The following is a 26,126-nucleotide window of genomic DNA, read 5'->3' as shown; positions in this document are numbered from 1 at the left end:
ATAATCGCTGGTCAACAAAGGGACGCATTACGCACGTACTGCTTAAAAGGAGTAGGGTTGTGCCTACCCCCCATGTCAAGAATCAACGAGGAGCACCGTATGCGCATTGCGCTATTTTCCACTTGCATTGGTGACGCCCTTTTCCCGGACGTACAAAAGGCAACGGCACTGGTTCTCTCCCGCTTGGGCCACGAGGTGGTCTTCCCGGAGGAACAGACCTGCTGCGGCCAGATGCACATCAATACCGGCTACCAGAAGGAAACCCTGGGCATGATCCGCTCCTATGCGGATGCCTTCGCAGATCCCTCCATCGACTACGTCGTTGCTGCCTCTGGCTCCTGCGTGGGTGCCGTTCGTGAGCAGCACGAGCGCATCGCCGACCGTTACGGCAACTCCGCCGACGTCGACGGCGCCCGCAAGACCACCCAGAAGACCCTGGACCTACCGGAATTCCTGGTAGACGTGGCAGGCGTTACCAACGTGGGCGCATTCTTCCCTCACCGCGTGACGTACCACCCCTCCTGCCACGGCCTGCGCTTTTTGAAGCTGGGCGACCGCCCACTGCAGCTACTGCAGGAAGTCGAAGGCATCGAACTGGTCACCCTTCCGAATAAGGAAGAATGCTGTGGCTTCGGCGGCACCTTCGCCATCAAGAACGCAGAGGTATCCCGCGCGATGGTCACCGATAAGACTCGCCACATCAAGGAAACCGAGGCGGAGTTCGTCACCGGCGGTGACTCCTCTTGCCTGATGAACATCGGCGGCGCCTTGAGCCGCCAGCGTTCCGGCGTCCGCGCCGTTCACATGGCTGAGATCCTGGCTTCCACCAAGGAGCACCCATGGACTCCGACCTCCGCCGCTTACTCCAAGGAGACGATGCTCTAATGACCTCTTTCCTCGATACCACCCCACCGCGCGCGCCGGAAGGCTACGGCAACCTGCGCGGCAGCAAGGCCTTTGTTCCCCTGGCACACGTTGGCCTGAATAACGCCACCCAGCGCCACAACCTGCAGCACGCCACCACCTCCATTCGTGAGAAGCGCTCCAACGCTGTGGAGGAGCTGGACGATTGGCAGGAGCTGCGCGCTGCAGGTTCCGCCATCAAGGAAGACGTTGCCGCCCGCATGCCAGAGCTGCTCGAGCAGTTCGAAGAGGCAGTCAAGGCTCGCGGAGGCGTCGTCCACTGGGCACGCGACGCCAAGGAAGCTAACCAGATCATTGAGGGTCTGATTCGCGCCACCGGCGAGACCGACGTGGTCAAGGTTAAGTCCATGGCCACCCAGGAAATCGGCATGAACGAGCACCTGGAGGCAGCGGGCATCAACGCACGCGAGACCGACCTGGCCGAGCTCATCGTGCAGCTGGGCGAGGATAAGCCGTCCCACATTCTGGTTCCGGCTATCCACCGCAACCGCGCGGAGATTCGCGATATCTTCGTCAACAAGATGCCAAATACCGATGACACCCTGCAGGCTAATCCAGCAGAGTTGGCCGAGGCATCCCGCCAGTTCCTGCGCGAGCAGTTCATGCAGGCCAAGGTTGCCATCTCCGGCGCCAACTTCGGCGTGGCAGAAACCGGCACCATCAACATCGTGGAGTCCGAGGGCAATGGCCGTATGTGCCTGACCCTGCCGGAGACCCTCATTACCGTGATGGGCATCGAAAAGCTGGTTCCTACCTTCCAGGATCTGGAGGTCTTCCTCCAGCTGCTGCCGCGTTCCTCCACCGCGGAGCGTATGAACCCGTACACCTCCATGTGGTCCGGCGTTACTGAGGGCGATGGCCCGCAGAACTTCCACTTGGTGCTGCTGGATAACGGCCGTACCGCGGCCCTGTCCTCCCCGATCGGCCACCAGGCTCTCAAGTGCATCCGTTGCTCGGCTTGCCTGAATGTTTGCCCAGTCTACGAGCGCGCCGGCGGCCACGCCTACGGCTCTGTCTACCCTGGCCCGATCGGCATCTCCCTGACGCCGCAGCTGACCGGCATGAAGGATCACAACGATCCTTCCGCCAGCCTGCCTTATGCGTGCTCGCTGTGCGGCCGCTGCGACGAGGTGTGCCCGGTGAAGATTCCGCTTTCCGACGTCATTTTGGAAAACCGCCACCAGAAGGTCACCCACGCCACCCCACCAATCGAGCCGAAGCTCTTCAAGACCATTCAGCTACTGTGGAGCAACCCGAAGCTGTGGAACAAGGCAACTCACATGGTCGCCTTGGGCCGCATCTTGGGTGGCACCAACAAGACCATCGAATCCCTGCCACTGTTTATGTCCGGTTGGTCCGAGGGCCGCGACACCGCGGTTCCGCCAAAGAAGTCCTTCCGCCAGTGGTTCGAGTCCGAAGAAGGCAAGGAACTTCTTGCCGAGGCCCGTGAGGAGTCCAAAAAGTGAACGCAAAGCAGGAAATCCTAAGCCGCATCCGCTCCGCCCAGAAGCAAGCTGGTCTCCCCGACCACGTTGATGCCCCGCGCGACTACCACCACGAGGGCACCCTGAACGCGGACGAGCTGCGCGATATGCTCATTGACCGACTCGAGGATTACAAGGCCGAGGTGCACGTCACCGAGGAACGCGAGCTCAAGCAGACCATCGCCACGATCCTCAAGGACCGCAAGTGCAACGACATTCGTTACGCCGAAGGCATGGACGCCACCCTTTTCGAGGGCTTCGACGCCAAGCCGGACGATAAGTCCGTCGATCCGCGCACCCTGAACGAGACCGACGCTGTGGTCACTTATTCCCACGTCACCTCCGCGCAGACCGGCACCATCGTGCTCGAGTCTGACGAGCGTTGCGGTCGCCGCGCACTGACCCTGGTTCCGGACCGCCACCTGTGCATCGTCCACCAGGATGAGATCGTCTACGGCATCCCCGAGGTCATCTCCCGCATGAACCCGGAAAAGCCCGCAACCTGGATCTCTGGCCCGTCCGCTACCTCCGATATCGAGCTCACTCGTGTCGAGGGCGTACACGGCCCGCGTGACCTCATCGTTGTCATCGTCAAGTAGGTTGCATAGCCCTCGCCCCGACCGGTGAGGGCACCCACCTGCTGTGAAAATGATGCTAAAAGCATCAAAAAAGCATAGGCTAGGTCTACCAATCATTTTTATTCTGGAGACCTAACCTATGCTTTCTTTTTCTTCTAAGCTTGCGGCCACGCTCGGAGCTGCTGCGGTCGCCCTTGGTGTCACCGCGCCGATTGCCACGGCCGCTCCGCAAGAAACCAAGCCCGCCATTTCCTGGGAAGACTGCCCCGAGCAAGTGGACGTCGCCAATGCCGAATGCGGCCGCATCGACGTGCCTACGTATTACGACAACCCACAGGCCGGCACCATTAGCGTCGGCTTCGTGCGCGTTCCCGCCGCAAAGCCAAGCGCCCGCCGTGGCGCATTGTTTACCAACCCTGGTGGCCCAAGTGGCGATGCCTATGGTTGGGCCGGCAATAGCGCTAATCCATGGCCACAGGCCGTGCGCGATGAGTGGGACACCATCGGTGTACAACCGCGTGGCTTGCCCGGCTCCACGCCAGTAAAGTGCGATGCCACGGCCACCAGTAATCCGCTCCAAGAAAGCCTCCAGGTAGGTAAGCTCACCCGCGATGCCTGCGAAAAGCACACCCCGGGCTATACCAACTCGCTGACCACCGCGAATACTCTGCAGGACTGGGAAATGGTGCGCCGCGCCTTGGGCGAAGAAAAGATTGACATTGCCGGCACCTCCTATGGCACCTACCTCGGCTCCGCCTACGCCACCAAGTATCCGGAGCATACCGGCAAGGTCCTGTTGGATTCGGGCATGAGCCCCAAGCTGGCGTGGAATGGCATCTTTGCTTCGCAACAGCGTGGCTATGAAAAGGGACTGCATGATCTCTTTGGGTTCATTGCCAAAAATGACGCCAAGTACCACCTCGGCACCACCCCGCTGCAGGTCTATGAAAAGTGGTCTCAAAAGGTAGCTCGTGAGGCAGGTGTACGCCCTACCGTCTTGCCACCGAACGCCAAGATTGGTGACCTACCTCCAGGCCTCGAATTTGCCGGTCAGCCCGGTGCGGACATTATGACCGCCACCGGCCCATTGCGCGTGCAGGCGGAGTTCCTCAGCCAGAAGATTCAAAACCCCAACGCCCTGCAAGTAGCCTCCCCGTTACTGAACATGACGCGCCTCCTGGTTGTACCGACCCCTTCGCAATGGGATGCCTTTGCCAAGCACTTGAATGGCAGCGAGCCCATGGACACCGAGCAGCCTGACCCAGAGACACTGCGCAAACAGCAAGAATTCCTCGCTCAGGCGTCGAATATGCAGAACCTCATTGTCTGTAATGAAAATACCGTGCCTGGAAATCCGCTGCTATACCCGAGCTACCTGTGGTCCAACTTCGTCAGCGCTGATCCCTTCACCCAATTCAACTCTCTCTACGGCTCCGGCGCAGGCTGTGGTGGACGTGCGCCGGTCACGGGCCAGGCACCTCTCGACGGCTCCAAGCTCGCCACCAAGCCCCTCCAGATTCAAGCAACGGGCGACCCACAAACGCCGTACCAATACCACACGAGCCTCTCCAAGCCGATGCAGTCGCGTGTAGTCACCGTCCACGGCCCTGGCCATGGGCACTTTGCCTCTAAGAATAAGGTCGTTGATGACATTGGCGTGCACTACCTGCGCACCGGCGAAGTCACTACTGCCGACGCCCCCGGGTTGATTTAGTCCCCCACTACCCCATGCGCTAAAATCACATCGTTGGGAATTTTCCCAGCGATGTCTCCGTAGCTCAGCGGATTAGAGCATCGGTTTCCGGTACCGAAGGTCGCAGGTTCGATCCCTGTCGGGGACACGGTTACCGCTGACCACTAGACCTTTCTAGTGGTCAGCGGCTTATTTATCTTCCGGCCCGCTAATTATTTCCACTCCGGGTTTACAGTATCCACTCCTTGCGCCTTAGCCGCATGCTCAATCGCGTCCGCCAACCACTGGGCCAGCCCCTCCTGCTGCGCCTCATAATGGGCACGGAAGCGCTCGTCAGCTACGTAGCCGCGCGAGATTAAGAAGTGCTTTGCCGGCGTGACGGGAAAGAAGGCGCTTAATGCTTCGCGGTGCTTTTCGACGAGCCCCTGCGCCTCCTCCGACCACACATCCGCACCGCTCGCTACGGCCTGGGTCAGCTCCTTTTCCACCTCAACCACGCCGGCTTGCGCATCGCTCCAGTTTTTCTTCGACCAGCCGGCAGTGCGCTGCTGATACACAGCCCAATCCTCACTCGATCCGTAGGCCTCCTCGGCTTCTTGTTGATGCGCGGCGAAGTTGGCATCGCCGACAATCTGTCCGATTTCTTCGGTGGTGAGCTTTCGGTTATTCATTGCATCCTCCATCAAGGTGTCAATTGCTGCCAGCATGTCAGTAAGGCTGTCGCGCTGCGCGAGCAGGCTCTCCTTTTGCCTCCGCAAATGTTCTAAGTCGGAGGCACCGCCATCTAGCAGCTGTTTAATATCGGTCAATTTCATACCGGTGGCGCGATAGATCAGAATCTTCTGCACACGGGCGCAGTCTTCTTCGGTGTACAGCCGGTAGTTGGACCAACTGCGCCACGTTGGAGACAGCAAGCCTTGTGCCTCCCAGTGATGCAAAGTGCGCACCGTGATGCGGAAGAGCGCTGCTACCTCGCCAACGGTATAGAGAACTTCATCGATGTCGTCCATGGCTTCATTGTCGCGCCTTACGCTGCGTCAGGGTCAACCTCAAAGAAAAATCTGCAGAAACTGTTGCCAGAGTGTTGGGTTTATGCAACACTTGGGTGCATGACAGCAAATGACGCCCCAGTTTCAACAACGATCCGCGCCGAACGGTTCCGCAGGCCCGGCCCTACCCGTGGATTAATCGCGTCAATGTATGGCTGCGTGGCCGTATCCGCGATTTTCCTCATCATTGCCTTAGCATTTTCCGCCTATTGGGCCCTCTTTGCCATGTCGATAACAATCGCGCTCTCGTGCGTACCGTGGACCATTCTGCGAATTTCCATCGACTCCAAGGACACGAAGCCTCTGGCCTCTCTCGATGAATATGAGGCCCAGGTGCTGGACCACTGGCGGCAAAAGGCGTTCAAGCTGTCTACGTCATTGCTTATCGGCGGGAGCGCGGCTGCTTTCATATCCAACTTTGGGTTCCTGGGCGCAGATATCTTCGAATTAAATAGCACCAAATTTCTCTTAGGAGTCGGCTACTACCTGCTCTTTAGTTATTTCATCTCTGCCACCCTGCCCGCTGTCGGCTACGCACTGACCTTCAACCAGAACTCGGAGGACTAAACATGCCCACTTTGACCATCGATCACCTCAATAAGTCCTTCGGGGAGACTCAAGCCCTGCGGGATATGACCTTTAGCGTTGGCGAAGGCGAAATCTTCGGCTTCGTCGGCTCCAACGGCGCCGGAAAGTCCACCACCATGCGCATTGCGCTTGGTGTGCTGGCGAAAGACTCCGGAGAAGTCTATTTCGATAACGCCCCAATTAATGACGATAATCGCCGCCGCATAGGTTATATGCCTGAAGAGCGCGGCCTCTACGGCAAGGAGCCGTTGCTGAGCCAGCTAGTCTTCCTCGGCACGCTGCACGGCATGGATAAACCCGCTGCCAAGCGCGCCGGCACTGAGCTCCTTGAGCAGCTTGGCCTGGGTGAGCGTATGGACGATAAGCTCGATGACTTGTCTTTGGGCAACCAGCAGAGGGTGCAGCTGGCGGCCTCCCTTATCCATGATCCTGACATGCTGATTCTGGACGAGCCTTTCTCCGGCCTAGACCCGGTTGCGGTCAACGTCATGTCAGACATGCTGCGCGAGCGCTCCAACCGAGGTGTGCCCGTCATTTTCTCCTCGCACCAGTTGGACCTGGTGCAGCGCTTGTGTGACCGCGTGGGCATTGTGACGAAGGGGCATATGGTGGCTGAAGGGGGCGTCGATAAGCTGCGCAGCCAAGGCCCGCCTCGCTTCGAGGTCGCTACCCCAGCGCGCGGCTGGTATCCGGAAGGCACGGAGCTGGTGGCAGAAACTGCCGATGCCGTAGTGCTCCAAGCCGATCCCGCCGTAGATGACCAGACGATCCTGCAGTCGGCCTTAGCCGCTGGCCCGGTGCATTCCTTCGGCCGCAAGATCCCAGATCTCACCGAACTTTTCCAGGACGTCGTCACCAGCAACCAGAATGAGGAGGCCTAAGCCATGCAGTATTCCGCAATGAAGACCATCGGGGTTGTAGCCAAGCGTGAGATGGCAGTCGCGCTGAAGTCGAAGATGGTAGTGGGCACTATGCTGCTACTCATCCTCGGCGCCATTATCGCGCCACTTGCTATCAGCTTCTTCAGCGGCGATGACGAACCTGATTCCGTAGCCGTCGTGGGCATGGAAGCGTCTGCCTTTGATGATTCCGGTATCGATGCCACAGAGGCAAAAGACCGCGCAGAAGCACAGCAATTGGTGGAAGACGACGAGGCCGATGCCGCCCTAGTACCGGCAGAGAACGACGGCTGGGATCTCCTCAGCAAGGGCGATACGCCTGCCGCGGTAACTACCACGGTCAACCAAATCGTGTCTTCTCAAGCACAAGCAACGGCGCTGGATAAGCTCAATATCGACCCACAGGACTTAGCAGACGCTACCCCATCCACCACAGTCAACCAGGTGAACTTAGAAGAAGAGGACGGCTCAGAGCAAAAGATGGCCGGCGTAGCCACGGTCCTCATTGGCGCAATGGTGGTCGTCTTTTCCGTCATGACCTTCGCCGGCCTCATTGGCGGCCGCGTCACGGAGGAAAAGTCGTCTCGAGTGGTGGAAATTATCTTGTCTTCCGTGCGTCCGGTGGACTTTTTGGCCGGCAAGATTCTGGGCAATACCATCGTTGGATTCCTAGCCACGCTGCTCATCTTGGGCGGCGGTGCTATCTCTCTTGCTACGACTGGATTGGCTAGTGACATCGAGCTGGACTACGGCTTGGTAGCCGTCCTCCTTGTTGGCGAGATTCTCGGCCTGCTTTTCTTTGGCAGCCTCTACGCTGCAGCCGGCTCGATGGTGCAGCGCACCGAGGATCTCCAGTCCACGCAGGCACCTATCCTGTTCCTCGTCTTTGCCACCATGTATGTACCGATGTTCGGCTGGATGCACCTGGATGCCACGTGGATGCAGGTAATGACCTGGTTGCCGCCGGTTTCCATGTTGGTCGCTCCGATGCAGGTGGCCGGGGGCAACCTCAGCTGGTTAGGCTTGCTAGCTAGCTATGTGCTCATGGCTGTGGTGACCGCACTGATTATCGTGCTGGTCGGTCACATCTACCGCCGCGCCATTTTGAATAATGGACGCAAAATGACCTGGCGCCAGGCGCTGGGCAAGTAAAAAATAATCCGGCTTCCCGCCGTAGTGCGGGAGCCGGATTCTTCTATGTGCCGAAGCTACTGAGTGATGAACTCGTTGGTGATCGGCTGGGTGATGTCCAAGGTGCCGTGCTCGATGTAGTACATACCGAAGAACATGGCAGCAACCATTACCAGTGCCAGCAGCATGTTCGGGATCCACTGGACGAAGACGGAAACCCAGCCCTTGCTCTTATCCCGGGCTGCTGCTTCGCGCTGTTCCTGAGCCTCACGCTCGTTCATAATGATAAAACCTTTCGATCCACCGAGGATTAACTACGGATATCTTAACAGTTAAGCGCCCAGAAGGCCGCATTCCTCGCACTTTTGATTGACACCGAAAATCGGCGATTAAATTCCTGGGTCCTCATCATTGAGCAGCGCCTCTACGAAGGACTCGCGGTCACCAAGCATGCGCTCAATGTCCTCTTCCGCGCCGACGATCCACAGCTCGGTGTCTTGGTCATAGGTGAGAGCGGAATCTGGGTAGGCCTCTAGTGCCTCCTCCATGGCGGCAACCTGGTCCTCGCTGGCGGCGTCGTCCAAGTGCACCTCTGGATCGCCGATGCGCGGGCTAAGCTCCTCCAACGCGGTGATCCCGTAGGTCTTATATTGCTTCTTCGGGTGCTCAAAGAGCTCTTGTCCCATCATGGAGCTTAATCCTTTCCGTGTAGTAGCGAATCTGGCACGTACCCCTCATAGCCCGGGATGTTATCGACCTGAAGAACTCCGGCGAAAAAGCGCCGCAGCGCCGGTACGTCCTCGGGTTGCAGGTGGTCAAAGACCATGCGGCGCACGGATTCCACGTGCTCAGGAGCGGCACGCCGCAGGTGTTCTAGGCCTACGTGGGTCACGCACACGTTGATGCCGCGTGCATCTTCCTCGTCCGGTTCTTTGGTGAGCAGGCCGCGCTTTTCCATCCTGGTTACTTGGTGGGAGGCGCGGGAGCGGTCCCACTCCAGCTGCGTGCATAGCTCGTGCAGGCGCAGGCGTTGTTCCGGTGCCTCGGACAGGGCAACGAGGACGGCGAACTCGGAGGCAGATACTTCGCCGCCGGCCTTGAGCGTTTCCTCCATTCCCCTATCGATCTTGCGCACGGCGCCAAGGAGCAGGCGCCATAGCTCCTGCTCTTCGTCGTCTAACCAGCGAGTTTGATAAGGCATGGCACTAGATTACCCCTTTGAGCGCGGCAATGTCGCGCTCACTGCGTCCCGGCACGCGGGAGTAGCGCTCCGGCATGCAGGTAAAGACCAATACCTGGTTATCTCGTCCCACGTGGGAAAAGAGCGTGGCCATAAGCTGCAGGCGGTGTGCATCGGTAGAGCCCAGCGCATCATCCACGATGACGGGAACCGACTCCGGCCCTACTAATTGCGCGATGGCAAAGCGGGTGAGGATGGCCAGCTGCTCGCGGGCACCACCGGAGAGGCTGGCCAGGCTCACCGTCTCATTGTCCTGGGTGCGGGTGGTCACGCGGAGGTCGTCATCGAGCTCGAAAGTGATGTCGCCGCCGTACACGGTGCGGGCCAGCCGCGACAGTGCAGCCACGAAGGGCGCGGCGTAGCGCTGGCGGGCGGCGTCGCGGTGCTTGAGCAAAAGTTCTCGCAGATAGCGAGCGGCTTGCGCACGCTTGTCCACACTCTCATATACCGCCCGAGCCATCTCCACCGCCGCGGTGGCCTGTTGGGCGCGCTCGGCGGCACCGGAGTGGAAATTCACCTCGCTGGAAAGCCGGCCGAGGTCTACCTCGCAGCGTTGGATACGGTCGGTGAGGTAATCCAGGTGGGACTGCGCGCCTTCTACCAAGGAGTTGGCGGTCTCAAGGTCTACAGCTTCCATCTGATCCAGCTGCCCGCGCAGGTCTCCCACGACACTTTCTAGGCGGGTGACCTCGGCACGCAGGTCCTCGTCGGCGGCGCGTTCACGCGCGGAGGAAAGGTCTCGAGTCACGCGCTGCGCGTTTTCGCGGGCCGCGGCAAGTTCGGCATCGAGGCGCACAGCCTCATGGGCCAGCCTGCTTTCGCGGTACGGCACGAGTTCGCGGTCGAGCGCATCGACCTTTTCGCTAGATTCTTCCTCCGCGGCTTCGGCGGCGGCGAGGTCTAGCTCCTCCCCGGCCGCAAGGTCCGCGACTTTCTCAGCCAGTGCGGCATGCTGGGCGCGCAGCTCGCCCAAATCATCCGGTCCCAGTTCCGCGGCAAGGGCGCGGGTGGCGGCATCGAGGGCGTCGTTCTGCGCACGGTGCGTCTCATGGGCTTCCTCGGCCGCGGCCACTGAACCTACGCCCAGGGTATCGAGCAGCTCTTGCAGCCGGGTGCGGGCCTGTTCCACATCGCGTTGGGTGTCCTCGGCGGAATAGGAACCGGCCGAGAAGCGGGCGGTGATATCGCCGATGGTGATTACGCGGGAATCGACAAGCTCGATGGCGGTGTCCTCCCCCACCTCGATGTCTTCGCCATCGACGCGGATGGTGGAGCCAGCAGGTCCTGAAAAATGCACCTTGGCGGCGGCGGCCTCGTGCAGGCGCTCGGCCACCGACAGAGCCGAATCTGCCTTGTGCAGGCCAGTGATATCGGCCGCGGTGACCTCGCGGCCGCGTTGGGCGATGATCGCACGGGCCTGGTCTACCTCGGTGGCTAGGCCGTCAAGCGATTCCAGCCGGGCGCTGAGTTGCTCAAACTTCTGCTTATCCTGCAGGCGTCGTGCCTGCTTTAAAGTGCTGCGGGCCGCGGCATAGTCCGCTTTGGCCTCTGCCAGTTGCTTCTCCAACGAGTCTTTGGACGCGGCTTCTTCCTTCGCCTTGTCCTGGGCGGCGGTGAGCTTGTGCTGGGCGGCCTCGGTGGCCGTGGCAGCTTCCTCGGCCGCGGTGACGAGCCCGGCGCGCTCGGTAACGGCGGCTTGCGCACGGGCAAGGTCTTCTGAAGCACGGGCGAGGGTGGCCTTATGGGAGTCCAGGGTGGCCTGCGCGGTGGCGGCTTCCTCGGCCTGCACCTGTTTGTCGGTGAGGTCGGCGCGGGCGGCGGGGAATTCCGCTTCGGCAGCGGCTTGGTCGCGCTCGAGTTGCTCGTAGCGCTCGACCACGGAGTCGAGCTCGCGCAGGACGCGGGTGGCTTCTGTGTATTCCTCTTCGGCGCGGGCTAGGGTTGCGGCGGCGTCCTTGTACTCGCCAGCCGGGTTACCCTTCGCCGCGGTGAAGTAGCGCTGATACTCCTTGTCCACACGGGCCAGCAGCGCGGAATCATCGCCGGAAACCTCGTCCTCGGCCAGGCCGGATTCGCGCTCGAGCGCGCGGGTCAGGCTGGGAATGCCAACGGCAGAGATGGCCTCGCCGGTGTCGTCTTGGCGCATAAAGAGGGCGTCGACAAGCGAGCGATCCAAATGCTCCGAAAGGATACGCTCCAGCTCATCGTCGGCCTGGCTGCCGGTAAATTGCGCCGGCCGTGGGGAAGAAATATTCAGCTCGCAGGACTTTTTGGACAGCCAACGCTTGGCAATGCGGAAGCGGTACTCCCCTACGCTCAGCTCGGCCGCAACTTCAGGGGCAACGTCCTTGCCCACCGGCTGCAGGGCGCGAATGCGCTTGGAGCGGCCGCTGTGCTTTTCGGTCAGCACCACATCGAGCGCCTCCACGATGGTGGACTTGCCGGCTTCGTTCTCGCCATGGATGACCACGACGCCGGTCTCGGGCAGCTCATCAAGGACCAGGTGCTCAATGCCGCGAACGTTGGTGAGTTCTAGGCGGTGGATGCGCATTAGGACTGCCCCTCCAAGCGGAATAGCAGGTTGGCGGCGTCGCGGGCGACGGGATCCTCGCGGTTGTCCAATAGTTCATGCAGCGCTTCGGCCGCGTAGCCGGAGATATCGAGGCTGGCCAATTCCTCCTCGCTGGGTTTCAGGTAAAGGTCCATGGTGCGCTCGCGCGGGCGCAGGGAGGCAAATACGGCTTCGTACTCGTCCAGGCCGCGCTGCAGACGGGCGTGGGCCTCGACGCCGAGCGTGCCGCGCAGGCTATATTTCACGGCCGTGCGTACCTTATCCGTGTACTCGCCCAGGCGCGCGAGGAAGCGCTCCACGTCTTCGGCAGAATCCACGGCAGCGTCGAGGGCTTCAAAGGTCCAGCGGCCGATGCGGCGCTTATCGACGTCCACCTCATCCCCCACGCGCACCACCAACGCATTGCCGGAATCGGATTCGCCGCCGCCAGTGCTCGTTTCCTTATAGTCCGTGGTCTCCGGGCTACCGGAAAACCACACCCGGCCGGTCGTGCCAAGGCTCGCGGTGGAGTGGGTATCGCCGAGCGCGAGGTAGTCGATCACCCCGCGGTCTAGGCAGTCCTCGACGAAGGCAAGGTCAATGGTATCGGCGTCATCCTCGCCGGAGCGGGAATCCACCTGGCCGTGGCCGACTGCGATGCGGATGCCCGCGGCCGGCTCCAACGGTTCGAGCGCTTGGCGGACCAAGTCGTGATTCGCGCGCTTGGAAAGGTACGGCGCGCCAACCAGTTCCACGCCGGGTGCGACCTCGATGGGCTCCGAGTCTGCTATGACGTAAACATTGTCCGCGCTGGCCTTATAAAAGACCGAATCCGCCACCAGCGGGTCGTGGTTTCCCGGCAGGACATAGACCGGCACCGGCAGGCGCTTGAACATCTCCGTGGCGCGGGCGAGGATTTCGCGCGAGAGGGCATTGTGCTCAAAGACGTCGCCGGCCACGACTATGAAGTCCGCACCCGTGTCTTGAGCCAGCTCTCCCAGCCGGACGATGGCGGCCTCGCGGTCATCATTAAAGCGGCCTTGGGCCTCGCCCTTCAAGAACCACCGGGTCATGCCCAGCTGAAAATCGGAGGTATGGATAAACGTGGTAGCAGTCATTAGTGCGAGAGGTGATAGTAGAGGTCTTCAATATCGGATACCGCGCGCAGGAGATCCAGATTGGTGTGTGAAACCGAGCGCATGGCCTTGCGCAACAGGTCCGGATCGGAGTCATCGATGGCTGGGGCTACCTTGGGCTGCGGCAGCTTCGGCAGCTCGCGCCCGTTCCAGAAGATGTCATTCTTTTCTTCCTCGGACAGGTCGCTCGGGGTGAAGCTTTCGCGGCTGACCGCCTTGGCCTGTTCTAAGACCATGCGCTCGAGCCGGGCAAAGTCCAACCCGCGCATATTAAAGATGACGGCCGGGTCCGCATCGGCGCGGGTGGCGAGCTTATCGCCCACCGCCACGATGTGCTTGCACACGTACTCGCCATCGGGGCAGTCGCAGGTCAGGCGCAGGTCTTCGGCCTCGGGGGCGAAGAGGGTGTCTAGGGCGGCGTCGGAAAGCAGGCCCTTGCGCGCATTGGCCACGGAATTGGGGGTGCGGGCGAACTCGGTGGCCAGCTGGGCAATATCGTCGTTATTGCGGTACGGCAGCTGGATGAGCACCGCAAAGGGCTCGTTCTGGGAGCCTGCCACGCGGCCATGGATGGCACCGTTGCGCACCTCGAGGCCCACGACGTGGCCGCCCTCCGCGTACTGGCGGCCGCGGGTAATCCGGCCGCGATCCGCGCCATGCGAGGTAAAGGCCGCGATGCGCGAGGCCGTAGTGGACAGGATGCGCCCGCTGCGGTCTACGTGATTGACCTCAGCCGGGGTGCTTACTCGTTTGCGGGTGCCAAAATTGGCATAGATGACGTTGTCGTCGCCTTTGACGGCCATGGATTACTCCCTCCCCCGGTAGCTCATGAGTGCGGCCAACTGATCTGGGTCCAGCTCGGTGAGCCAGCCCTCGCCTTCGCCCACCACGGCGCCGGCCAGCTGCGTCTTACCGTCCAAGATATCCTGGATGGATTCCTCCAGCGTACCTGCGGTGATCATCTTATACACCTGCACATTGCGGCGCTGGCCAATGCGGAAGGCACGGTCCGTCGCCTGGTTTTCCACCGCCGGATTCCACCAGCGGTCCATGTGCACGACGATAGAGGCGGCCGTGAGGTTCAGACCGGTGCCGCCGGCTTTGAGCGAAAGGATCATCGCCGGCGGTCCGTCCTCGGACTGGAAATCTTCCACCATCTGGTCGCGCTTATTCTTGGTTACTCCGCCGTGGAGGAAGGGAATATCGCGGCCCAGCTGGTCACTCAGATAGGGCTGCAAGATATCTCCAAAGGCCTTGTACTGGGTAAAGACGAGGAGTCGCTCGCCGGATTCGGTGGCCTCGTCCACGATGCGCATGAGCTCTTTGACCTTGCCGGAGCGGTGCTTGCCCTTCAGCGTCACCGGCGAGTTATCGCCTAGGTAGTGCGCGGGGTGATTACAAATCTGCTTAATGCGGGTTAGCGAGGCCAGCACCAAACCGCGCTTATTGATGCCCGTAGCCTCCTGCAGGTCCTTCTTCACCTGGTTGACCAGTGCCTTATACAGGGCGGCCTGCTCGGTGGTCATGGATACGGTGAGGATCTGCTCGGACTTTTCTGGCAAGTCATCGATGATATTCGGGTCCGTCTTGACGCGGCGGAGGATAAACGGTGCGGTGAGTTGGCGGAGGCGCTCGGACATCTCCTCGTCATTATTGCGCTCGATGGCCTTGGCAAAGTGATTGCGGAAGAACGAGGCGGTGCCCAGCACGCCGGGATTGCAAAAATCCAGGATGGAGCGCATCTCGGAGAGTCGATTTTCCACCGGGGTGCCGGTCAGTGCTACGCGGTGCTCTGAGGGCAGCGAGCGCACGGCCTTGGACGAGCGCGTCGCGGAATTCTTGATGGCCTGGGCCTCATCGAGGACAACGCGCTGCCAGCCCACCTCGCCCATGTCATTAAAGTCGCGGCCCACGGTGCCGTAGGTAGTGATAACGAGATCGCTCACGCCGGCCTCCTTAAAAAAGTCCTCGCCGCGCGGGCGACTCGAGCCGTGCTGCACCATGACCTTAAAATCTGGAACGAAGCGTTGAGCCTCGCGGGCCCAGTTGCCCACCACGGACGTTGGTGCCACCACGAGCGTGGGACCGGTCTGCTCACCGCGGTCTTTCTCTACCGCGAGGAGGGACAGTAGTTGAAGGGTTTTGCCGAGACCCATGTCGTCGGCAAGCACTGCCCCAATGCCACTGCGCGACATCCAATACAGCCAGTCGACGCCGCGGCGCTGGTACTCGCGGAGCTCCGCCTTCACAGTCGTAGGGATCTCCACGCGCTCTGGCGCGACCTTATCCACCCCGCCGAGCAGCGCCGTGTGCCAGGTGCTGCCGGTGAACTCGATGGGCTCTTGGGTCATGGACTCCAGCGCCAGCTCGCGCAGCTCAGCCACGGTGACCTGCTCGTGCTCCTCGCCGCCCTCATTAAACTCCTGGCGACGGCGTTCCACGTCCGCCATCAGGGCTTCCCACCCTGGCTGGTCGAGCTGCTTGGCCATTTCCGCGGAGGCAGCTAGCTGCTCGAGCTCCTTCTTCTTGCGCGCGATGGACTTTTCCCGCAGCGCGTCCATGTAGCCGGAGACTTGGGAAACGACCTGCTTATCGGCCATGACCCACTTGCCGCGCAGCTGAATGAGGCCGGACTTGGAATTGACCAGGTCCTCCATCTCTTCTTCGGTCAGCTCCACATCGCCTACGGACATGCGCCAGTTATAGTCCACCAGCTTATTCATGCCGATGTGTTTCTTCGTGGCGGCCTCGGCCGGATCGCGGGCCTCGTGGGTTTCCAGCTTGGCCTTAGTCTCCATCTGTGCCCAGGCTTTGGGCAGCATGACGGTCACGCCGCTGGCCTTGAGCTTATCCACCTCGTGGGTAATAAAGTGGGTGAGCTGGTGGGTTTCAAGGTAGACGTCCCAGTCGCCGTCGCCAGGCTGCGGCAGCTGCGCGGTCTCCCCCAGCGTGGGTGCGATGCGCACGGCTTTGCGGTGAGCCTCGCGCAGCTTTTCCACACTCGCCCTATCCAAACTCTGCGCCGACACCGGCCGCGGAGAATCCGTGCCCGAGCGCACCCGCACGCGCACTGGCCACTTGGCCGTATCCGGGTCAACGTCAAGCGGCTCCTCCACGATGTAGACCAGCTGGAGCTCAACCTCGTAGATGGAATTCTTCCACTCATTGAGCCCGCGCAGCAGCTGCGAGCGTCCCCGCCGGATTGGCCGCGTATCGAGCAGGGCGCGGGCGAACTCGTGCCATGGCATCGGCCGCGGCGCCTCCGCCACGGGCCGCAGCTCGCGAAAGGCAATCCAGTGGGTGAGCTCATCGGCCATGTCATCCGAGAGCGCCCGATTATTCACGTGCAAAATGCCCGGCGCGGCCGCCATCATCTCCGCGAGCCAGCCGCGCTCGCCCAGGCCGGAGGCCAGCTGCCACATGGGGAACCACTCATTGGCTTGGTAAGCCAGCCGGAAGGTCACGCGCCCGGCGCGCACGAACTTGCACAGGCCGCTGTAGGCATGAATCAGCCACTGAAGGTCGGGGGCGATGGTGGCGGGCGGCTTGTGGTTCAGGTGCTCCATTTGGGCGAGCGCCGCCACGGCCTCTTCGGGGCCGAACATCGCCATGGGCACCATCAGGGAGACATCCTTGCCCTTTGGCGTACGCAGCGATACCCGCGCTCGGTTGCGGAAGGATTTCTTCGCCAGGATGGACTCCACCGCTGGCGGGAAGGTGCCCTCAGGAACGGCATTGGGCATGACGATCTTGTGTCCTTCTACCTGTTCAATCCATAGACCTAGTCCCGTAACGGGGAGCCACAGTCCATGCACGAGGTAAGAAGCCATAGCCGCCAGCATAGCAGCCCCTTTTGGTTTTGTTACAGGCTCGTTATGTTCCACCCTTTTCCCAGTTGAACGACAGAAAATCGAAACGGAGATCTGCGCCACACCTGTGTTTTCGCTTGGGTTAACCTTGTGACCCCGTTAACGTGAGAATGTCATCACACACCTACAAGGAGTAAAACGTGCAAGATTCAACTTGGTACGTCATTGCGATGATCGTGTATCTCCTCGCAATGGCAGCCATTGGCTATTGGAGCTACAAGCAAACCGATCAATATGACGATTATGTTTTGGGCGGCCGTGGTCTGCACCCATTCGTAGCGGCCCTCTCCGCAGGCGCTTCCGACATGTCCGGCTGGCTGCTCATGGGCCTGCCTGGCGCGCTCTTCCTCTCCGGCATGTCCGAGCTATGGATGGCCATCGGCCTGCTCGTCGGCTGCTGGGCAAACTGGAAGTGGGTCGCACCGCGCCTGCGCTCCTACTCGGAGATCGCGGCCAACTCCATTACCGTGCCGTCCTTCTTTGAAAACCGCCTGCACGATAAGTCCCGCCTGCTGCGCATCATCTCCGCAGCCATCATCATCTTCTTCTTTACCTTCTACGTCTCCTCCGGCATGGTCTCCGGCGGCCGCTACTTCGAGTCCACCTTCGGTGGCGACTACCTCACCGGCATGCTTGTTATCGCCGCGGTGACCATCTTCTACACCTTCGTCGGCGGATTCTTGGCTGTGTCCTACACGGACGTCGTCCAGGGCGTGCTTATGTTCGTCGCCTTGATGATCGTGCCAATTATGGCAATCGTCTCTCTCAGCGATCCTGCTTCCATCTTCTCTTTCGCAAGCAATAATGCCTACGGCACCGATGGCGTAGTGGAAAATGACAACTACTTCTCCATGTTCGCGGGCGTTTCCGCTGGCGTCATCATCGGCAACCTGGCCTGGGGCCTGGGCTACTTTGGCCAGCCACACATCGTGGTCCGCTTCATGGCGCTGCGTAAGCCTTCCGACGCCCGCCAGGGCCGCTTCTACGGCGTTACTTGGATGGGTCTGTCCGTTATCGGCGCTATCTTCGTCGCTCTCTCTGGCACCGTCTACTTCACCCAGACCGGCCACAGCATCACCGACCAGGAGAACTTCGAAACCATCTTCCTGGATATGGCGCAGGCCATGATGCACCCACTGCCCGCAGGCTTCGTCCTGACCGCGGTTCTGGCCGCCATCATGTCCACCATGTCGTCCCAAATGCTCGTCGTCTCTACTTCCCTCATCGAGGACCTCTTCCTCATCTTTGCTAAGAAGAAGCCCAGCGAGCAGGTCCTCATCAATCTCTCCCGCACCGCCATCGTCGCCATCGCGGTCATCGCCGCCCTGCTGGCAATCAACCCATCTGACTCCATTTTGGGTCTGGTTGGCTTCGCTTGGGCAGGCTTTGGTTCTGCCTTCGGCCCGATCATCTTGCTCTCCCTGTACTGGAAGCGCCTCAACTCCGCCGGTGCCATTGCCGGCATGCTTACCGGTGCAATCGTTGCTATTGGCTGGGGCATGTCTCCGCTTTCCGACGTCCTCTACGAAATCGTCCCAGGCTTCTTCCTGGCCCTCATCGTGGCGGTTATTGTCTCCAAGCTCACGAAGGAGCCTAAGCCAGAGGTTGTTGCCGAATTCGAAGAGTCCACCAAGCTGGCCAAGCTCGTGGAAAATGACTCCAACCTCGACTTTGAGGAAGCCGCAGAAAAGGTCACCGATAAGTAATCGGAACCAACGCGTCCTCCTCGCAGTCCAATAGGACATGAAGTCCTATTACCTGGCCGCGCTATCATGCATCACCGTCCTCATCGGTGCATGGTATGCGTGGCCTTTTCCGCGTTTTGACGTCACCACGCTCCCCTCCCGCCCCGAAGCCGCCGGCTACAACCGTGAAGACTTCGGCATCTGGCAGCCCCACGGCGCCTGCACCACCCGCGAGGTCATTCTAGAAAGCCAATCCAGCGAACCCCTCCACGCCTGCCACGCCCGCAGCGGGGCCCTTTATGACCCCTATAGTGGCACCACCATTCCCGCTACCTCGCCCATTGAGATCGACCACATTTTCCCCCTCTCCGCGGCCTATGACCTTGGCGCTTCCGAGTGGGACCGCGAAACCAAGGTCCGCTTTGGCAACGACCCGCTCAATCTCGTAGCCACCAGCCGTGAGCTCAACCAAGAAAAATCAGACGCCCTCCCCGCGGAATGGCTACCTCCCGCCAACCGCTGCGACTATTCCCGCCGCCTTGCTGACATAGCCCGAAAGTACGCCCTTCCCCTGCCTTCTAAGGACGTGCGGGCGATGCAAAGGCAATGTCGGTTAGCCGTACTCACCGGAAATTGATTAGGGTTGACGTGGCAACTTTCCGCGATTGAAGGGTTCATTCAATGACTTCTTTCCTTGTATTTCTCCACGTGGCCGCAGCCATTCTCTTGATCGGCCCGGTATGCGTATCCACCTCCAGCTTCCAGACCCAAATGGTCAAGGCAGCACAGGGTGACCACGCGGCGCTCGGCTCCGCTCGCGTCCTGCACAACATCACCAATACCTACGGCTACATCTCTGCCATCGTGCCTATCCTCGGCCTCGGCGTATTCCTTTCCGATATCAGCGCTTACAAGTCCGAAGTGAACTTCCACATCGCCATCTTGGTTGCCATCATCGCATGGTGCCTGCTCTTCTTCGTCATTCTGCCAAAGCAGAAGAAGGCGATGGCCGCCCTCGAATCGACTGAATCCTTCGACTACGCGGCAGCTAAGAAGCCACTGTCCGCATTCGGCGGCGTATTCAACCTTCTGTGGATCATCTGCCTCATCCTGATGTACGTCCACTTCTAAGTGGCCTTCTAAAAAGCCATTTACTCCTCTGGGACAGTGTCTTCACTGTCCCTTTTCTCGTTTTCTAGCTCTTCCTTCAGCTTTTGCGCATCTTCGTGCGCATTCTCTCGACGCCGCCGCGTCGCCTGCGCCACAGTCTGCGCCCACCTCCGATTCTTCGGCGCGAGCGGCCCGCTGGCTTCGTCATAGACCCAAGTCGAATCTTCAAAGAGCCAGACGACGTCCCCGCTAATCGGATCCTTGATATAAAACGCCCGTCCATCAGTCTTGATGTTGTGGTGATGTTGACACAGGCAGGTCAAGTTTGCCGCCGAAGTAGGTCCTCCGTCAGCGAAATCATGCCGGTGGTCCATCTGGGAAGCCATCGCCGGCCGCGTACATCCGGGCCACCGGCAGGTTCCATCGAGCCCTTCCACAAAGGCGCGAATATGCGGCGGGGTGACGTAGTTTCCGCTTTCATCTTCTGCCGCCTTCTCCATGTCGCGCACGGTCGTGGCCCGCGACTGCATTTCATCGGCAACCTCCGGCGAAACCCACCCCAAGCTTTGGACGAAGGCGGGAGCATCCGGCAGATCGCAGCGGTACATATTGAGCACCACCTTCGCCTTAGCCTCAGCCTCGCCAGTGAGCAACTCGACCGCAGCCTGAGCCAAGGAGATGTCCTTCTCCGAGGCCACACCGCGAATATTTCGGTCAATGATTTCGGCAGTCTCTAGGCCCACGTCGAGACAAACAGCGGCCCACTCCCCGCCCGTAGGCTCGAGGTGATAGGACTCCTTGCGCCGCGGATCGCGTGCGGCGATGGTCGGATCAAGGCGGACAATGAGCTCCCGCAGCTTTCGCCGCAGGTTGCGATGGGACGGTAATTTTTGGTTGGGGCGTTTGGGGGTGAGGTAGGTGGTTAATTCGGCGTCGATAAGCAGGCGTTTTTCGGTGTCAATCTCGCCCAACTTGGACAGCGTCTGGTCAATAGTAATTAAGCGGTCTAAATCTAAGTGGTAGTGCTCTTCCTGCCGGGCTTTAAGGCGCGGCAGCTCCTGCAATCGCTCAAAGGCGAAAATAATATTTCTAATTCGGGACTGCCGCGTTCCGGTGAGATCCGACAGTGATTGGCTAATTATTTCGATATCGTCATCCGGGCCTGGATGCAGGCGTTTCCAAAGGAGGTATTCGGCCTTGCGAATGTCTGTTGCTGCTTGTGAGGTGGAATTTGCTGGATTGGTATTGGCAAAGTAGGGCGCATTCATGGACTTCCCCCGCAGAAGTTTCTCTAGAACATGTTTGCGCTTTCAGTATACAAAACCCCTCCGACACACTACCCCCGTTTATAGTAAAACCGCAGGTCAAATGGCACGAAAAAATGGGCCTCCAAAGAGGCCCATCGAGTCGAAAATGCTAGTCGCGCCAGCGTCCACCGCGCTTGCGTCCACCGCCGTGGTCACGGCGAGGTGGGCGGCCGGTGTCCTTTTGAATCTTGATCAGCTGGCCGGAAATGCGGGTATCTTTCAGGCGGTCCAGCACTGCTGGGTCGAGGTTCTTTGGCAGGTCAACCAGGGTATGGCCCACCGCGATAGTGATGCGGCCGAAGTCCTTGGCAGACAAGCCACCCTCGTTAGCAATAGCACCCACGATGGCTCCCGGGCGCACATTCTGCCGCTTGCCGACGTCCAGTCGGTACGTCTCAAAGTCTCCGTCCGGCCGCTTGGGGCCGCGGCCCTTGCCGCCGCCCTTGAAATCGCGCTTGCGATCGTCGCGGCGGTCGCGGTCGCGCTTCGGCTTGGGAAGCGGCTTGTCTTCCATCAGGAAGTTCTTGCCACCCTGCAGCATGACGGCGAGGGCTGCAGCGATGTCATCCATGGCCGCATTATTGTCCTCGGAGTACTTGCGCACCAAGGTGCGGAAGAAGTCCGCCTGCTTATTGTCCATGGAGTTGGTAATGGACTGCGCGAACTTTTCCTTGCGCTTTTCATTGACCTCATCGACGGACGGCAGTTCCATCTCTTCTAGGCGGGCGTTGGTCACGCGCTCGATGGAGCGCAGCATGCGGCGCTCGCGCGGGGTGACGAACAGGATGGCTTCGCCGGAGCGGCCCGCGCGGCCGGTGCGGCCGATGCGGTGCACGTAGGACTCGGTATCGTTCGGGATATCGAAGTTGACCACGTGCGTGATGCGCTCGACGTCGAGGCCACGGGCGGCGACGTCGGTAGCCACGAGGATGTCTAGGCGGCCATCCTTGAGCTGATCGACGGTGCGCTCACGCTGCGCCTGCGCAATATCGCCGTTGATGGCGGCGGCGCTGAAACCGCGGTCACGCAGGGTCTCGGCCACCTCTTCGGTCTCGTGCTTGGTGCGGCAGAAGACGATGATGGCGTCGTAATTGATGACCTCAAGGATGCGGGTGAAGGCATCCATCTTTGCGCGATGCGGAATGAGGAGGAAACGCTGCGTGATGTTGTCATTGGTGCGGCGCTCGGACTTCACCGTGACCTCGGCGGGGTTGTCGAGGTACTGCTTAGAAAGGCGCCGGATAGCGTTCGGCATGGTGGCCGAGAAAAGCGCCACCTGCTTGCGGTCCGGGGTGTCTTCCAGGATGCGCTCGACATCCTCTTGGAAGCCCATGTTCAGCATCTCATCGGCCTCATCGAGGACGAGGAACTGCAGCTGGGACAGGTCCAGCGAGCCCTTCTCCAGGTGGTCGATGACGCGACCCGGGGTACCCACGATGACCTGTGCACCGCGGCGCAGACCGGATAGCTGAATGCCATAGGCTTGACCGCCGTAGATAGGCAGCACCTCGACGCCCTTGAGAGACTCGGCGAAGGATTGGAAGGAGTCCGCCACCTGCAGGGCCAGCTCGCGGGTGGGAGCGAGCACGAGGGCCTGCGGATGGCGGGCCTTGGTGTCAATCTGCGACAGAACCGGCAGCGCAAAGGCTGCGGTCTTGCCGGTACCGGTCTGGGCGAGGCCGACAACGTCGCGGCCTTCCATCAAGATCGGGATGGTTTCTTCCTGAATGGGGGACGGCTTGGTGAAGCCAACTTTCGCAACGGCCTCCAGAATTTTCTCTGGCAGGCCAAGATGCGCGAACCCCTGGGAGTTGTCGTTGGCTGAATCTTGGGACTCAGCGCCGGTGTCCTCAGAAGTATTCGCAGCCCTGGTGTCCTTGGTGACACCTTGCGAGTTGTCCTGAGATTCCGACTTATTAAAATCTTCCGGCTCGTTGACGCCGCCGGTGGCGTTATCGGTAATGCTCATTGCTTCACCAACCCTACGCGATTGCCGCCCCAAACTCCATATCCTAAGCGCCCGCGACGAAAGTGCGGTAGCTCATCGGCATGCCTGGGCGGTAGGCCAGGTGCACGGCGCTGGGGGCGTCGAGCACGTGCAGGTCCGCGGCGGCGCCCTCCACGATGGTGCCCTTAGCGGGGCGGCCCTGCGGGTCGAGGCCGTTGCCAACGTTGTGGCGGCGCAGGGCGGTCGCTCCGCCGGTGGTGGCGGCGTGGATGGCCTCATCGACGGAGAGGTGTTGCTGCAGGACCGCGGTGGTCACGCAGTAATTCATCGACGAGGTATAGGACGTGCCGGGGTTGAGGTTGGAGGCGATGGCCAGGGTAGCGCCGGCGTCGAGAAGCGTGCGGCCCGGGGCGAGCGGCTCGCGGGTGGACAGGTCGCACGCCGGCAGCATGGTGGCCACGGTATCGGAATTGGCCAGCAGCTCGACGTCCTCGTCGGTTAGGTGATTGACGTGGTCTACCGAGGCGGCACCCAGTTCGACGGCGAGGGCAACGCCCGGTCCCTCGCCTAGCTGGTTGCCGTGCACGCGCAGGCCAAGGCCCAACTTCTTACCGGCCTCCAGCACGCGGCGGGATTGTTCCTCGTTGAAGGCGCCGCGCTCGCAGAAGACGTCGATCCACTGCACATAGGGTGCAACGCCTTCGAGCATGGGGCCAACGACCTCGTCGAGGTACTCCTCTGCGTCCGCTCCCGGCGGGACCAGGTGCGCGCCCAAGAAGGTCACGTCATCGACGTGGCGGGAGGCTACCTTGGCGGCCTCCACCTCGGACTCGGTATTGAGGCCGTAGCCCGTCTTGGTCTCAAAGGTGGTGGTGCCTCCGCGGCGGCCGGCGGCCACGCGGTCCGCCACCAGCTTGTCCAGGCGGTCGGTACCAGCCTGGCGGGTGGCGTCCATGGTCACGGCAATGCCGCCTGCCTCATAGGAACCGCCGGAGATGCGGGCCTCGAATTCAGCGGAACGGTCACCATCGAAGACCATGTGGGTGTGCGAATCTACCCAGCCGGGCAGGACGGCGCGACCGCCCAGATCCACCTTCTCGTCGGCCGCCGGCGCCTCGGAGGCTGGGCCGACCCAGGCGATGGTGCCGGATTGGGCGATAATGGCGGCGTCGTTAAGCGTGCCACGCTCGCTGACCGTACGGAGTTCTGAAATGCCGGTAAAAAGTGTGCTCATCTAGTCCCTTGCCTTGAATTCCATCGGAATGCGGACGCCGCGCTCGTCGGCGACCTCCTGCGCGCGAGTGTAGCCGGAATCAACGTGGCGGATAACGCCCATGCCCGGGTCATTGGTGAGCACCGCGCGCAGCTTGGCCGCGGCGAGCTCGGTGCCATCTGCAACGGTGACCTGACCTGCGTGGATGGAGCGGCCCATGCCCACGCCTCCGCCGTGGTGGAGGGAAACCCAGGTCGCGCCGGAAGATACGGCAGTCATGGCATTGAGCAGCGGCCAGTCAGCCACGGCATCGGTGCCATCGAGCATGGCCTCGGTTTCGCGGTATGGGGATGCCACGGAACCAGAATCCAGGTGGTCACGGCCGATGACGATCGGCGCCTTGATCTTGCCCTCGCGCACCAGGTCATTAAAGAGCAGGCCGGCCTTGTGGCGCTCGTTGTAGCCCAGCCAGCAAATGCGTGCTGGCAGGCCCTCGAATTCGACGTACTCCTCGGCGGCGTCGAGCCAGTTGTGCAGGTGCTCGTTGTCCGGGAAGAGCTCCTTGAGTGCTTGGTCGGTGACCTTGATGTCCTCTGGGTCGCCGGAAAGCGCGGCCCAGCGGAAGGGGCCCAGGCCCTCGCAGAAGAGCGGGCGAATATAGGCCGGAACGAAGCCCGGGAACTCGAAGGCGCGCTGGTAGCCGGCCTTGCGGGCCTCATCGCGGATGGAGTTGCCGTAGTCAAAGACCTCGGCGCCCTCATCCTGGAACTCGACCATGGCCTGGACCTGGGCAGCCATGGACTCGCGGGCCTTCTTGGTAAAGGTGGTCGGGTCCGCCTTGGCCTCGTTGTGCCAGTCTTCCATGGTGATTTCAGAAGGCAGGTAGGACAGCGGGTCGTGCGCGGAGGTCTGGTCCGTGACGATGTCTACGGTAAATTCCCCGGCGCGCTGGCGGCGCAGGATCTCCGGGAAGACCTCGGCGGCGTTGCCCACGAGGCCGACGGACAGGGCCTTCTTGTTTTCCTTGGCGTCTAGGACCAGCTTGAGGGCCTCGTCGAGGTCGGTAACAACCTCATCCAGGTAGCGCTTGTGCTGACGACGCTTCAGGCGGGTCTCGTCCACGTCCACGATGAGGCAGGCGCCGCCGTTAAGGGTGACAGACAGCGGCTGTGCGCCGCCCATGCCACCGCAGCCACCGGTCAGGGTGAAGGTGCCGGCCAGGCTGCCGCCGAAGCGCTTCTTCGCCACAGCAGCGAAGGTCTCGAAGGTGCCCTGCAGGATGCCCTGGGTGGCGATGTAGATCCAGGAGCCGGCCGTCATCTGGCCGTACATCATCAGGCCCTCGTCCTCGAGCTTGCGGAAGTGCTCCCAGTTAGCCCAGTCTCCCACGAGGTTGGAGTTAGCGATGAGCACGCGCGGTGCCCACTCGTTGGTCTTCCAGATGCCCACCGGCTTGCCGGACTGCACCAGCAGCGTCTCATCGGACTCGAGGTCTTTGAGGGATTCTACGATGGCATCAAAAGCTTCCCAGCTGCGCGCTGCACGGCCGGTGCCGCCGTAGACCACGAGGTCCTCGGGGCGCTCAGCTACCTCGGGATCGAGGTTATTCATGAGCATGCGCAGGGGTGCTTCGGTCTGCCAAGACTTGGCGGACAATTCGGTTCCGCGCGGCGCGCGTACTTCGCGTGGTTGAGACATGGCTTCCTTTCGTCGTGCTTTTC

22 protein-coding genes and 1 tRNA gene are annotated in these 26,126 nt (G+C 61.0%); 11 read left to right on the top strand and 12 right to left on the bottom strand.

What is annotated here, in order from left to right:
* The first annotated feature begins 99 nt into the window (after positions 1 to 99).
* The 5 genes from MHY08_RS05590 to MHY08_RS05570 all read left to right on the top strand — a co-directional run bounded on the left by MHY08_RS05590 (position 100) and on the right by MHY08_RS05570 (position 4,827).
* Entirely contained in the window at positions 100 to 885 is a 786-nt protein-coding gene (locus MHY08_RS05590) for a (Fe-S)-binding protein (RefSeq protein WP_204611449.1), read from the top strand.
* Entirely contained in the window at positions 885 to 2,390 is a 1,506-nt protein-coding gene (locus MHY08_RS05585; RefSeq protein ID WP_005327611.1) for a lactate utilization protein B, read from the top strand. The genes MHY08_RS05590 and MHY08_RS05585 overlap by 1 nt, the downstream gene beginning before the upstream one ends.
* Positions 2,387 to 3,007, top strand: a complete 621-nt coding sequence (locus MHY08_RS05580) for an LUD domain-containing protein (protein WP_239235752.1) — start codon at positions 2,387 to 2,389, stop codon at positions 3,005 to 3,007. Before MHY08_RS05585 ends, MHY08_RS05580 begins: the two co-directional genes overlap by 4 nt.
* A gap of 118 nt (positions 3,008 to 3,125) precedes the next feature.
* The gene (locus MHY08_RS05575; protein WP_239191532.1) at positions 3,126 to 4,700 is read left to right on the top strand and encodes an alpha/beta fold hydrolase; all 1,575 of its coding nucleotides are present in this window, start codon (positions 3,126 to 3,128) and stop codon (positions 4,698 to 4,700) included.
* 53 nt (positions 4,701 to 4,753) lie between these two features.
* Positions 4,754 to 4,827: transfer RNA gene (locus MHY08_RS05570), tRNA-Arg, on the top strand.
* Between the two features lie 64 nt (positions 4,828 to 4,891).
* Here MHY08_RS05570 and MHY08_RS05565 read toward each other — a convergent pair.
* Positions 4,892 to 5,689, bottom strand: a complete 798-nt coding sequence (locus MHY08_RS05565; RefSeq protein ID WP_239235751.1) for a MerR family transcriptional regulator — start codon at positions 5,687 to 5,689, stop codon at positions 4,892 to 4,894.
* Between the two features lie 99 nt (positions 5,690 to 5,788).
* Here MHY08_RS05565 and MHY08_RS05560 point away from each other — a divergent pair, with 99 nt between their 5' ends.
* Genes MHY08_RS05560 through MHY08_RS05550 form a run of 3 tightly spaced genes read left to right on the top strand, consistent with a single transcriptional unit; the run spans position 5,789 to position 8,367 of the window.
* Positions 5,789 to 6,295 (top strand): hypothetical protein, encoded by a 507-nt coding sequence (locus MHY08_RS05560; RefSeq protein ID WP_239235749.1) that lies wholly within the window; start codon positions 5,789 to 5,791, stop codon positions 6,293 to 6,295.
* A 2-nt stretch (positions 6,296 to 6,297) separates the two neighbouring features.
* Positions 6,298 to 7,197 carry an ABC transporter ATP-binding protein gene (locus MHY08_RS05555; RefSeq protein ID WP_239235747.1) on the top strand — a complete coding sequence of 300 codons (900 nt, stop codon included), beginning with the start codon at positions 6,298 to 6,300 and terminating at the stop codon, positions 7,195 to 7,197.
* Positions 7,198 to 7,200: 3 nt separating this feature from the next.
* On the top strand, positions 7,201 to 8,367 hold the full coding sequence (locus MHY08_RS05550; RefSeq protein WP_239235745.1) for an ABC transporter permease: 1,167 nt from the start codon (positions 7,201 to 7,203) through the stop codon (positions 8,365 to 8,367).
* A gap of 56 nt (positions 8,368 to 8,423) precedes the next feature.
* Here the strand turns inward: MHY08_RS05550 and MHY08_RS05545 are convergent, their stop codons facing one another.
* The 7 genes from MHY08_RS05545 to MHY08_RS05515 form a co-directional block, all read right to left on the bottom strand.
* Positions 8,424 to 8,627, bottom strand: a complete 204-nt coding sequence (locus MHY08_RS05545; RefSeq protein ID WP_005323426.1) for a hypothetical protein — start codon at positions 8,625 to 8,627, stop codon at positions 8,424 to 8,426.
* Between the two features lie 108 nt (positions 8,628 to 8,735).
* Positions 8,736 to 9,035, bottom strand: a complete 300-nt coding sequence (locus tag MHY08_RS05540) for a hypothetical protein (RefSeq protein WP_005323427.1) — start codon at positions 9,033 to 9,035, stop codon at positions 8,736 to 8,738.
* A gap of 5 nt (positions 9,036 to 9,040) precedes the next feature.
* Positions 9,041 to 9,547 carry a MarR family winged helix-turn-helix transcriptional regulator gene (locus tag MHY08_RS05535; protein ID WP_239235743.1) on the bottom strand — a complete coding sequence of 169 codons (507 nt, stop codon included), beginning with the start codon at positions 9,545 to 9,547 and terminating at the stop codon, positions 9,041 to 9,043.
* Positions 9,548 to 9,551: 4 nt separating this feature from the next.
* Positions 9,552 to 12,137 (bottom strand): AAA family ATPase, encoded by a 2,586-nt coding sequence (locus tag MHY08_RS05530; protein WP_239235741.1) that lies wholly within the window; start codon positions 12,135 to 12,137, stop codon positions 9,552 to 9,554.
* Entirely contained in the window at positions 12,137 to 13,255 is a 1,119-nt protein-coding gene (locus tag MHY08_RS05525; RefSeq protein ID WP_239235739.1) for an exonuclease SbcCD subunit D, read from the bottom strand. Before MHY08_RS05525 ends, MHY08_RS05530 begins: the two co-directional genes overlap by 1 nt.
* A complete protein-coding gene (locus tag MHY08_RS05520) occupies positions 13,255 to 14,076 on the bottom strand; it encodes an SWIM zinc finger family protein (RefSeq protein WP_200435167.1) in 822 nt (273 codons plus the stop codon). Before MHY08_RS05520 ends, MHY08_RS05525 begins: the two co-directional genes overlap by 1 nt.
* A 3-nt stretch (positions 14,077 to 14,079) precedes the next feature.
* The gene (locus MHY08_RS05515; protein WP_239235737.1) at positions 14,080 to 17,115 is read right to left on the bottom strand and encodes a DEAD/DEAH box helicase; all 3,036 of its coding nucleotides are present in this window, start codon (positions 17,113 to 17,115) and stop codon (positions 14,080 to 14,082) included.
* 167 nt (positions 17,116 to 17,282) lie between these two features.
* On the opposite strand from MHY08_RS05515, the gene putP reads away from it, so the two are divergent.
* Genes putP through MHY08_RS05500 form a run of 3 tightly spaced genes read left to right on the top strand, consistent with a single transcriptional unit; the run spans position 17,283 to position 19,958 of the window.
* On the top strand, positions 17,283 to 18,848 hold the full coding sequence (gene putP / locus MHY08_RS05510) for a sodium/proline symporter PutP (protein ID WP_204609485.1): 1,566 nt from the start codon (positions 17,283 to 17,285) through the stop codon (positions 18,846 to 18,848).
* A 37-nt stretch (positions 18,849 to 18,885) separates the two neighbouring features.
* Positions 18,886 to 19,464: an HNH endonuclease family protein gene (locus MHY08_RS05505; protein ID WP_204609487.1), complete on the top strand. Its 579-nt coding sequence runs from the start codon at positions 18,886 to 18,888 to the stop codon at positions 19,462 to 19,464.
* Between the two features lie 44 nt (positions 19,465 to 19,508).
* Positions 19,509 to 19,958 carry a DUF2269 domain-containing protein gene (locus MHY08_RS05500; RefSeq protein WP_239191570.1) on the top strand — a complete coding sequence of 150 codons (450 nt, stop codon included), beginning with the start codon at positions 19,509 to 19,511 and terminating at the stop codon, positions 19,956 to 19,958.
* A 20-nt stretch (positions 19,959 to 19,978) separates the two neighbouring features.
* Here the strand turns inward: MHY08_RS05500 and MHY08_RS05495 are convergent, their stop codons facing one another.
* The 4 genes from MHY08_RS05495 to hutU form a co-directional block, all read right to left on the bottom strand.
* A complete protein-coding gene (locus MHY08_RS05495) occupies positions 19,979 to 21,205 on the bottom strand; it encodes an HNH endonuclease signature motif containing protein (protein ID WP_239235735.1) in 1,227 nt (408 codons plus the stop codon).
* Positions 21,206 to 21,353: 148 nt separating this feature from the next.
* Positions 21,354 to 23,213, bottom strand: a complete 1,860-nt coding sequence (locus MHY08_RS05490) for a DEAD/DEAH box helicase (RefSeq protein ID WP_239235734.1) — start codon at positions 23,211 to 23,213, stop codon at positions 21,354 to 21,356.
* Between the two features lie 43 nt (positions 23,214 to 23,256).
* Positions 23,257 to 24,426: an imidazolonepropionase gene (gene hutI, locus MHY08_RS05485; RefSeq protein ID WP_239235733.1), complete on the bottom strand. Its 1,170-nt coding sequence runs from the start codon at positions 24,424 to 24,426 to the stop codon at positions 23,257 to 23,259.
* A complete protein-coding gene (gene hutU, locus MHY08_RS05480) occupies positions 24,427 to 26,103 on the bottom strand; it encodes a urocanate hydratase (RefSeq protein ID WP_239235732.1) in 1,677 nt (558 codons plus the stop codon).
* Positions 26,104 to 26,126: the final 23 nt, after the last annotated feature.

Origin of the sequence: Corynebacterium sp. ACRPJ (assembly GCF_022347345.1) — a bacterium.
GTDB lineage: Bacteria > Actinomycetota > Actinomycetes > Mycobacteriales > Mycobacteriaceae > Corynebacterium > Corynebacterium tuberculostearicum_D.
Note: the sequence above shows the minus strand (reverse complement) of the source record. Positions and strands in the feature narration are given on the sequence as shown.

Bases quoted from the DNA above. Each gene is read 5' to 3' on its own strand.
- MHY08_RS05590 (WP_204611449.1), top strand. From the start codon at position 100: ATGCGCATTGCGCTATTTTCCACTTGCATTGGTGACGCCCTTTTCCCG.
- MHY08_RS05585 (WP_005327611.1), top strand. From the start codon at position 885: ATGACCTCTTTCCTCGATACCACCCCACCGCGCGCGCCGGAAGGCTAC.
- MHY08_RS05575 (WP_239191532.1), top strand. From the start codon at position 3,126: ATGCTTTCTTTTTCTTCTAAGCTTGCGGCCACGCTCGGAGCTGCTGCG.
- MHY08_RS05565 (WP_239235751.1), bottom strand. From the start codon at position 5,689: ATGGACGACATCGATGAAGTTCTCTATACCGTTGGCGAGGTAGCAGCG.
- MHY08_RS05560 (WP_239235749.1), top strand. From the start codon at position 5,789: ATGACAGCAAATGACGCCCCAGTTTCAACAACGATCCGCGCCGAACGG.
- MHY08_RS05555 (WP_239235747.1), top strand. From the start codon at position 6,298: ATGCCCACTTTGACCATCGATCACCTCAATAAGTCCTTCGGGGAGACT.
- MHY08_RS05550 (WP_239235745.1), top strand. From the start codon at position 7,201: ATGCAGTATTCCGCAATGAAGACCATCGGGGTTGTAGCCAAGCGTGAG.
- MHY08_RS05545 (WP_005323426.1), bottom strand. From the start codon at position 8,627: ATGAACGAGCGTGAGGCTCAGGAACAGCGCGAAGCAGCAGCCCGGGAT.
- MHY08_RS05540 (WP_005323427.1), bottom strand. From the start codon at position 9,035: ATGATGGGACAAGAGCTCTTTGAGCACCCGAAGAAGCAATATAAGACC.
- MHY08_RS05535 (WP_239235743.1), bottom strand. From the start codon at position 9,547: ATGCCTTATCAAACTCGCTGGTTAGACGACGAAGAGCAGGAGCTATGG.
- MHY08_RS05530 (WP_239235741.1), bottom strand. From the start codon at position 12,137: ATGCGCATCCACCGCCTAGAACTCACCAACGTTCGCGGCATTGAGCAC.
- MHY08_RS05525 (WP_239235739.1), bottom strand. From the start codon at position 13,255: ATGACTGCTACCACGTTTATCCATACCTCCGATTTTCAGCTGGGCATG.
- MHY08_RS05520 (WP_200435167.1), bottom strand. From the start codon at position 14,076: ATGGCCGTCAAAGGCGACGACAACGTCATCTATGCCAATTTTGGCACC.
- MHY08_RS05515 (WP_239235737.1), bottom strand. From the start codon at position 17,115: ATGCTGGCGGCTATGGCTTCTTACCTCGTGCATGGACTGTGGCTCCCC.
- MHY08_RS05505 (WP_204609487.1), top strand. From the start codon at position 18,886: ATGAAGTCCTATTACCTGGCCGCGCTATCATGCATCACCGTCCTCATC.
- MHY08_RS05500 (WP_239191570.1), top strand. From the start codon at position 19,509: ATGACTTCTTTCCTTGTATTTCTCCACGTGGCCGCAGCCATTCTCTTG.
- MHY08_RS05495 (WP_239235735.1), bottom strand. From the start codon at position 21,205: ATGAATGCGCCCTACTTTGCCAATACCAATCCAGCAAATTCCACCTCA.
- MHY08_RS05490 (WP_239235734.1), bottom strand. From the start codon at position 23,213: ATGAGCATTACCGATAACGCCACCGGCGGCGTCAACGAGCCGGAAGAT.
- hutI (WP_239235733.1), bottom strand. From the start codon at position 24,426: ATGAGCACACTTTTTACCGGCATTTCAGAACTCCGTACGGTCAGCGAG.
- hutU (WP_239235732.1), bottom strand. From the start codon at position 26,103: ATGTCTCAACCACGCGAAGTACGCGCGCCGCGCGGAACCGAATTGTCC.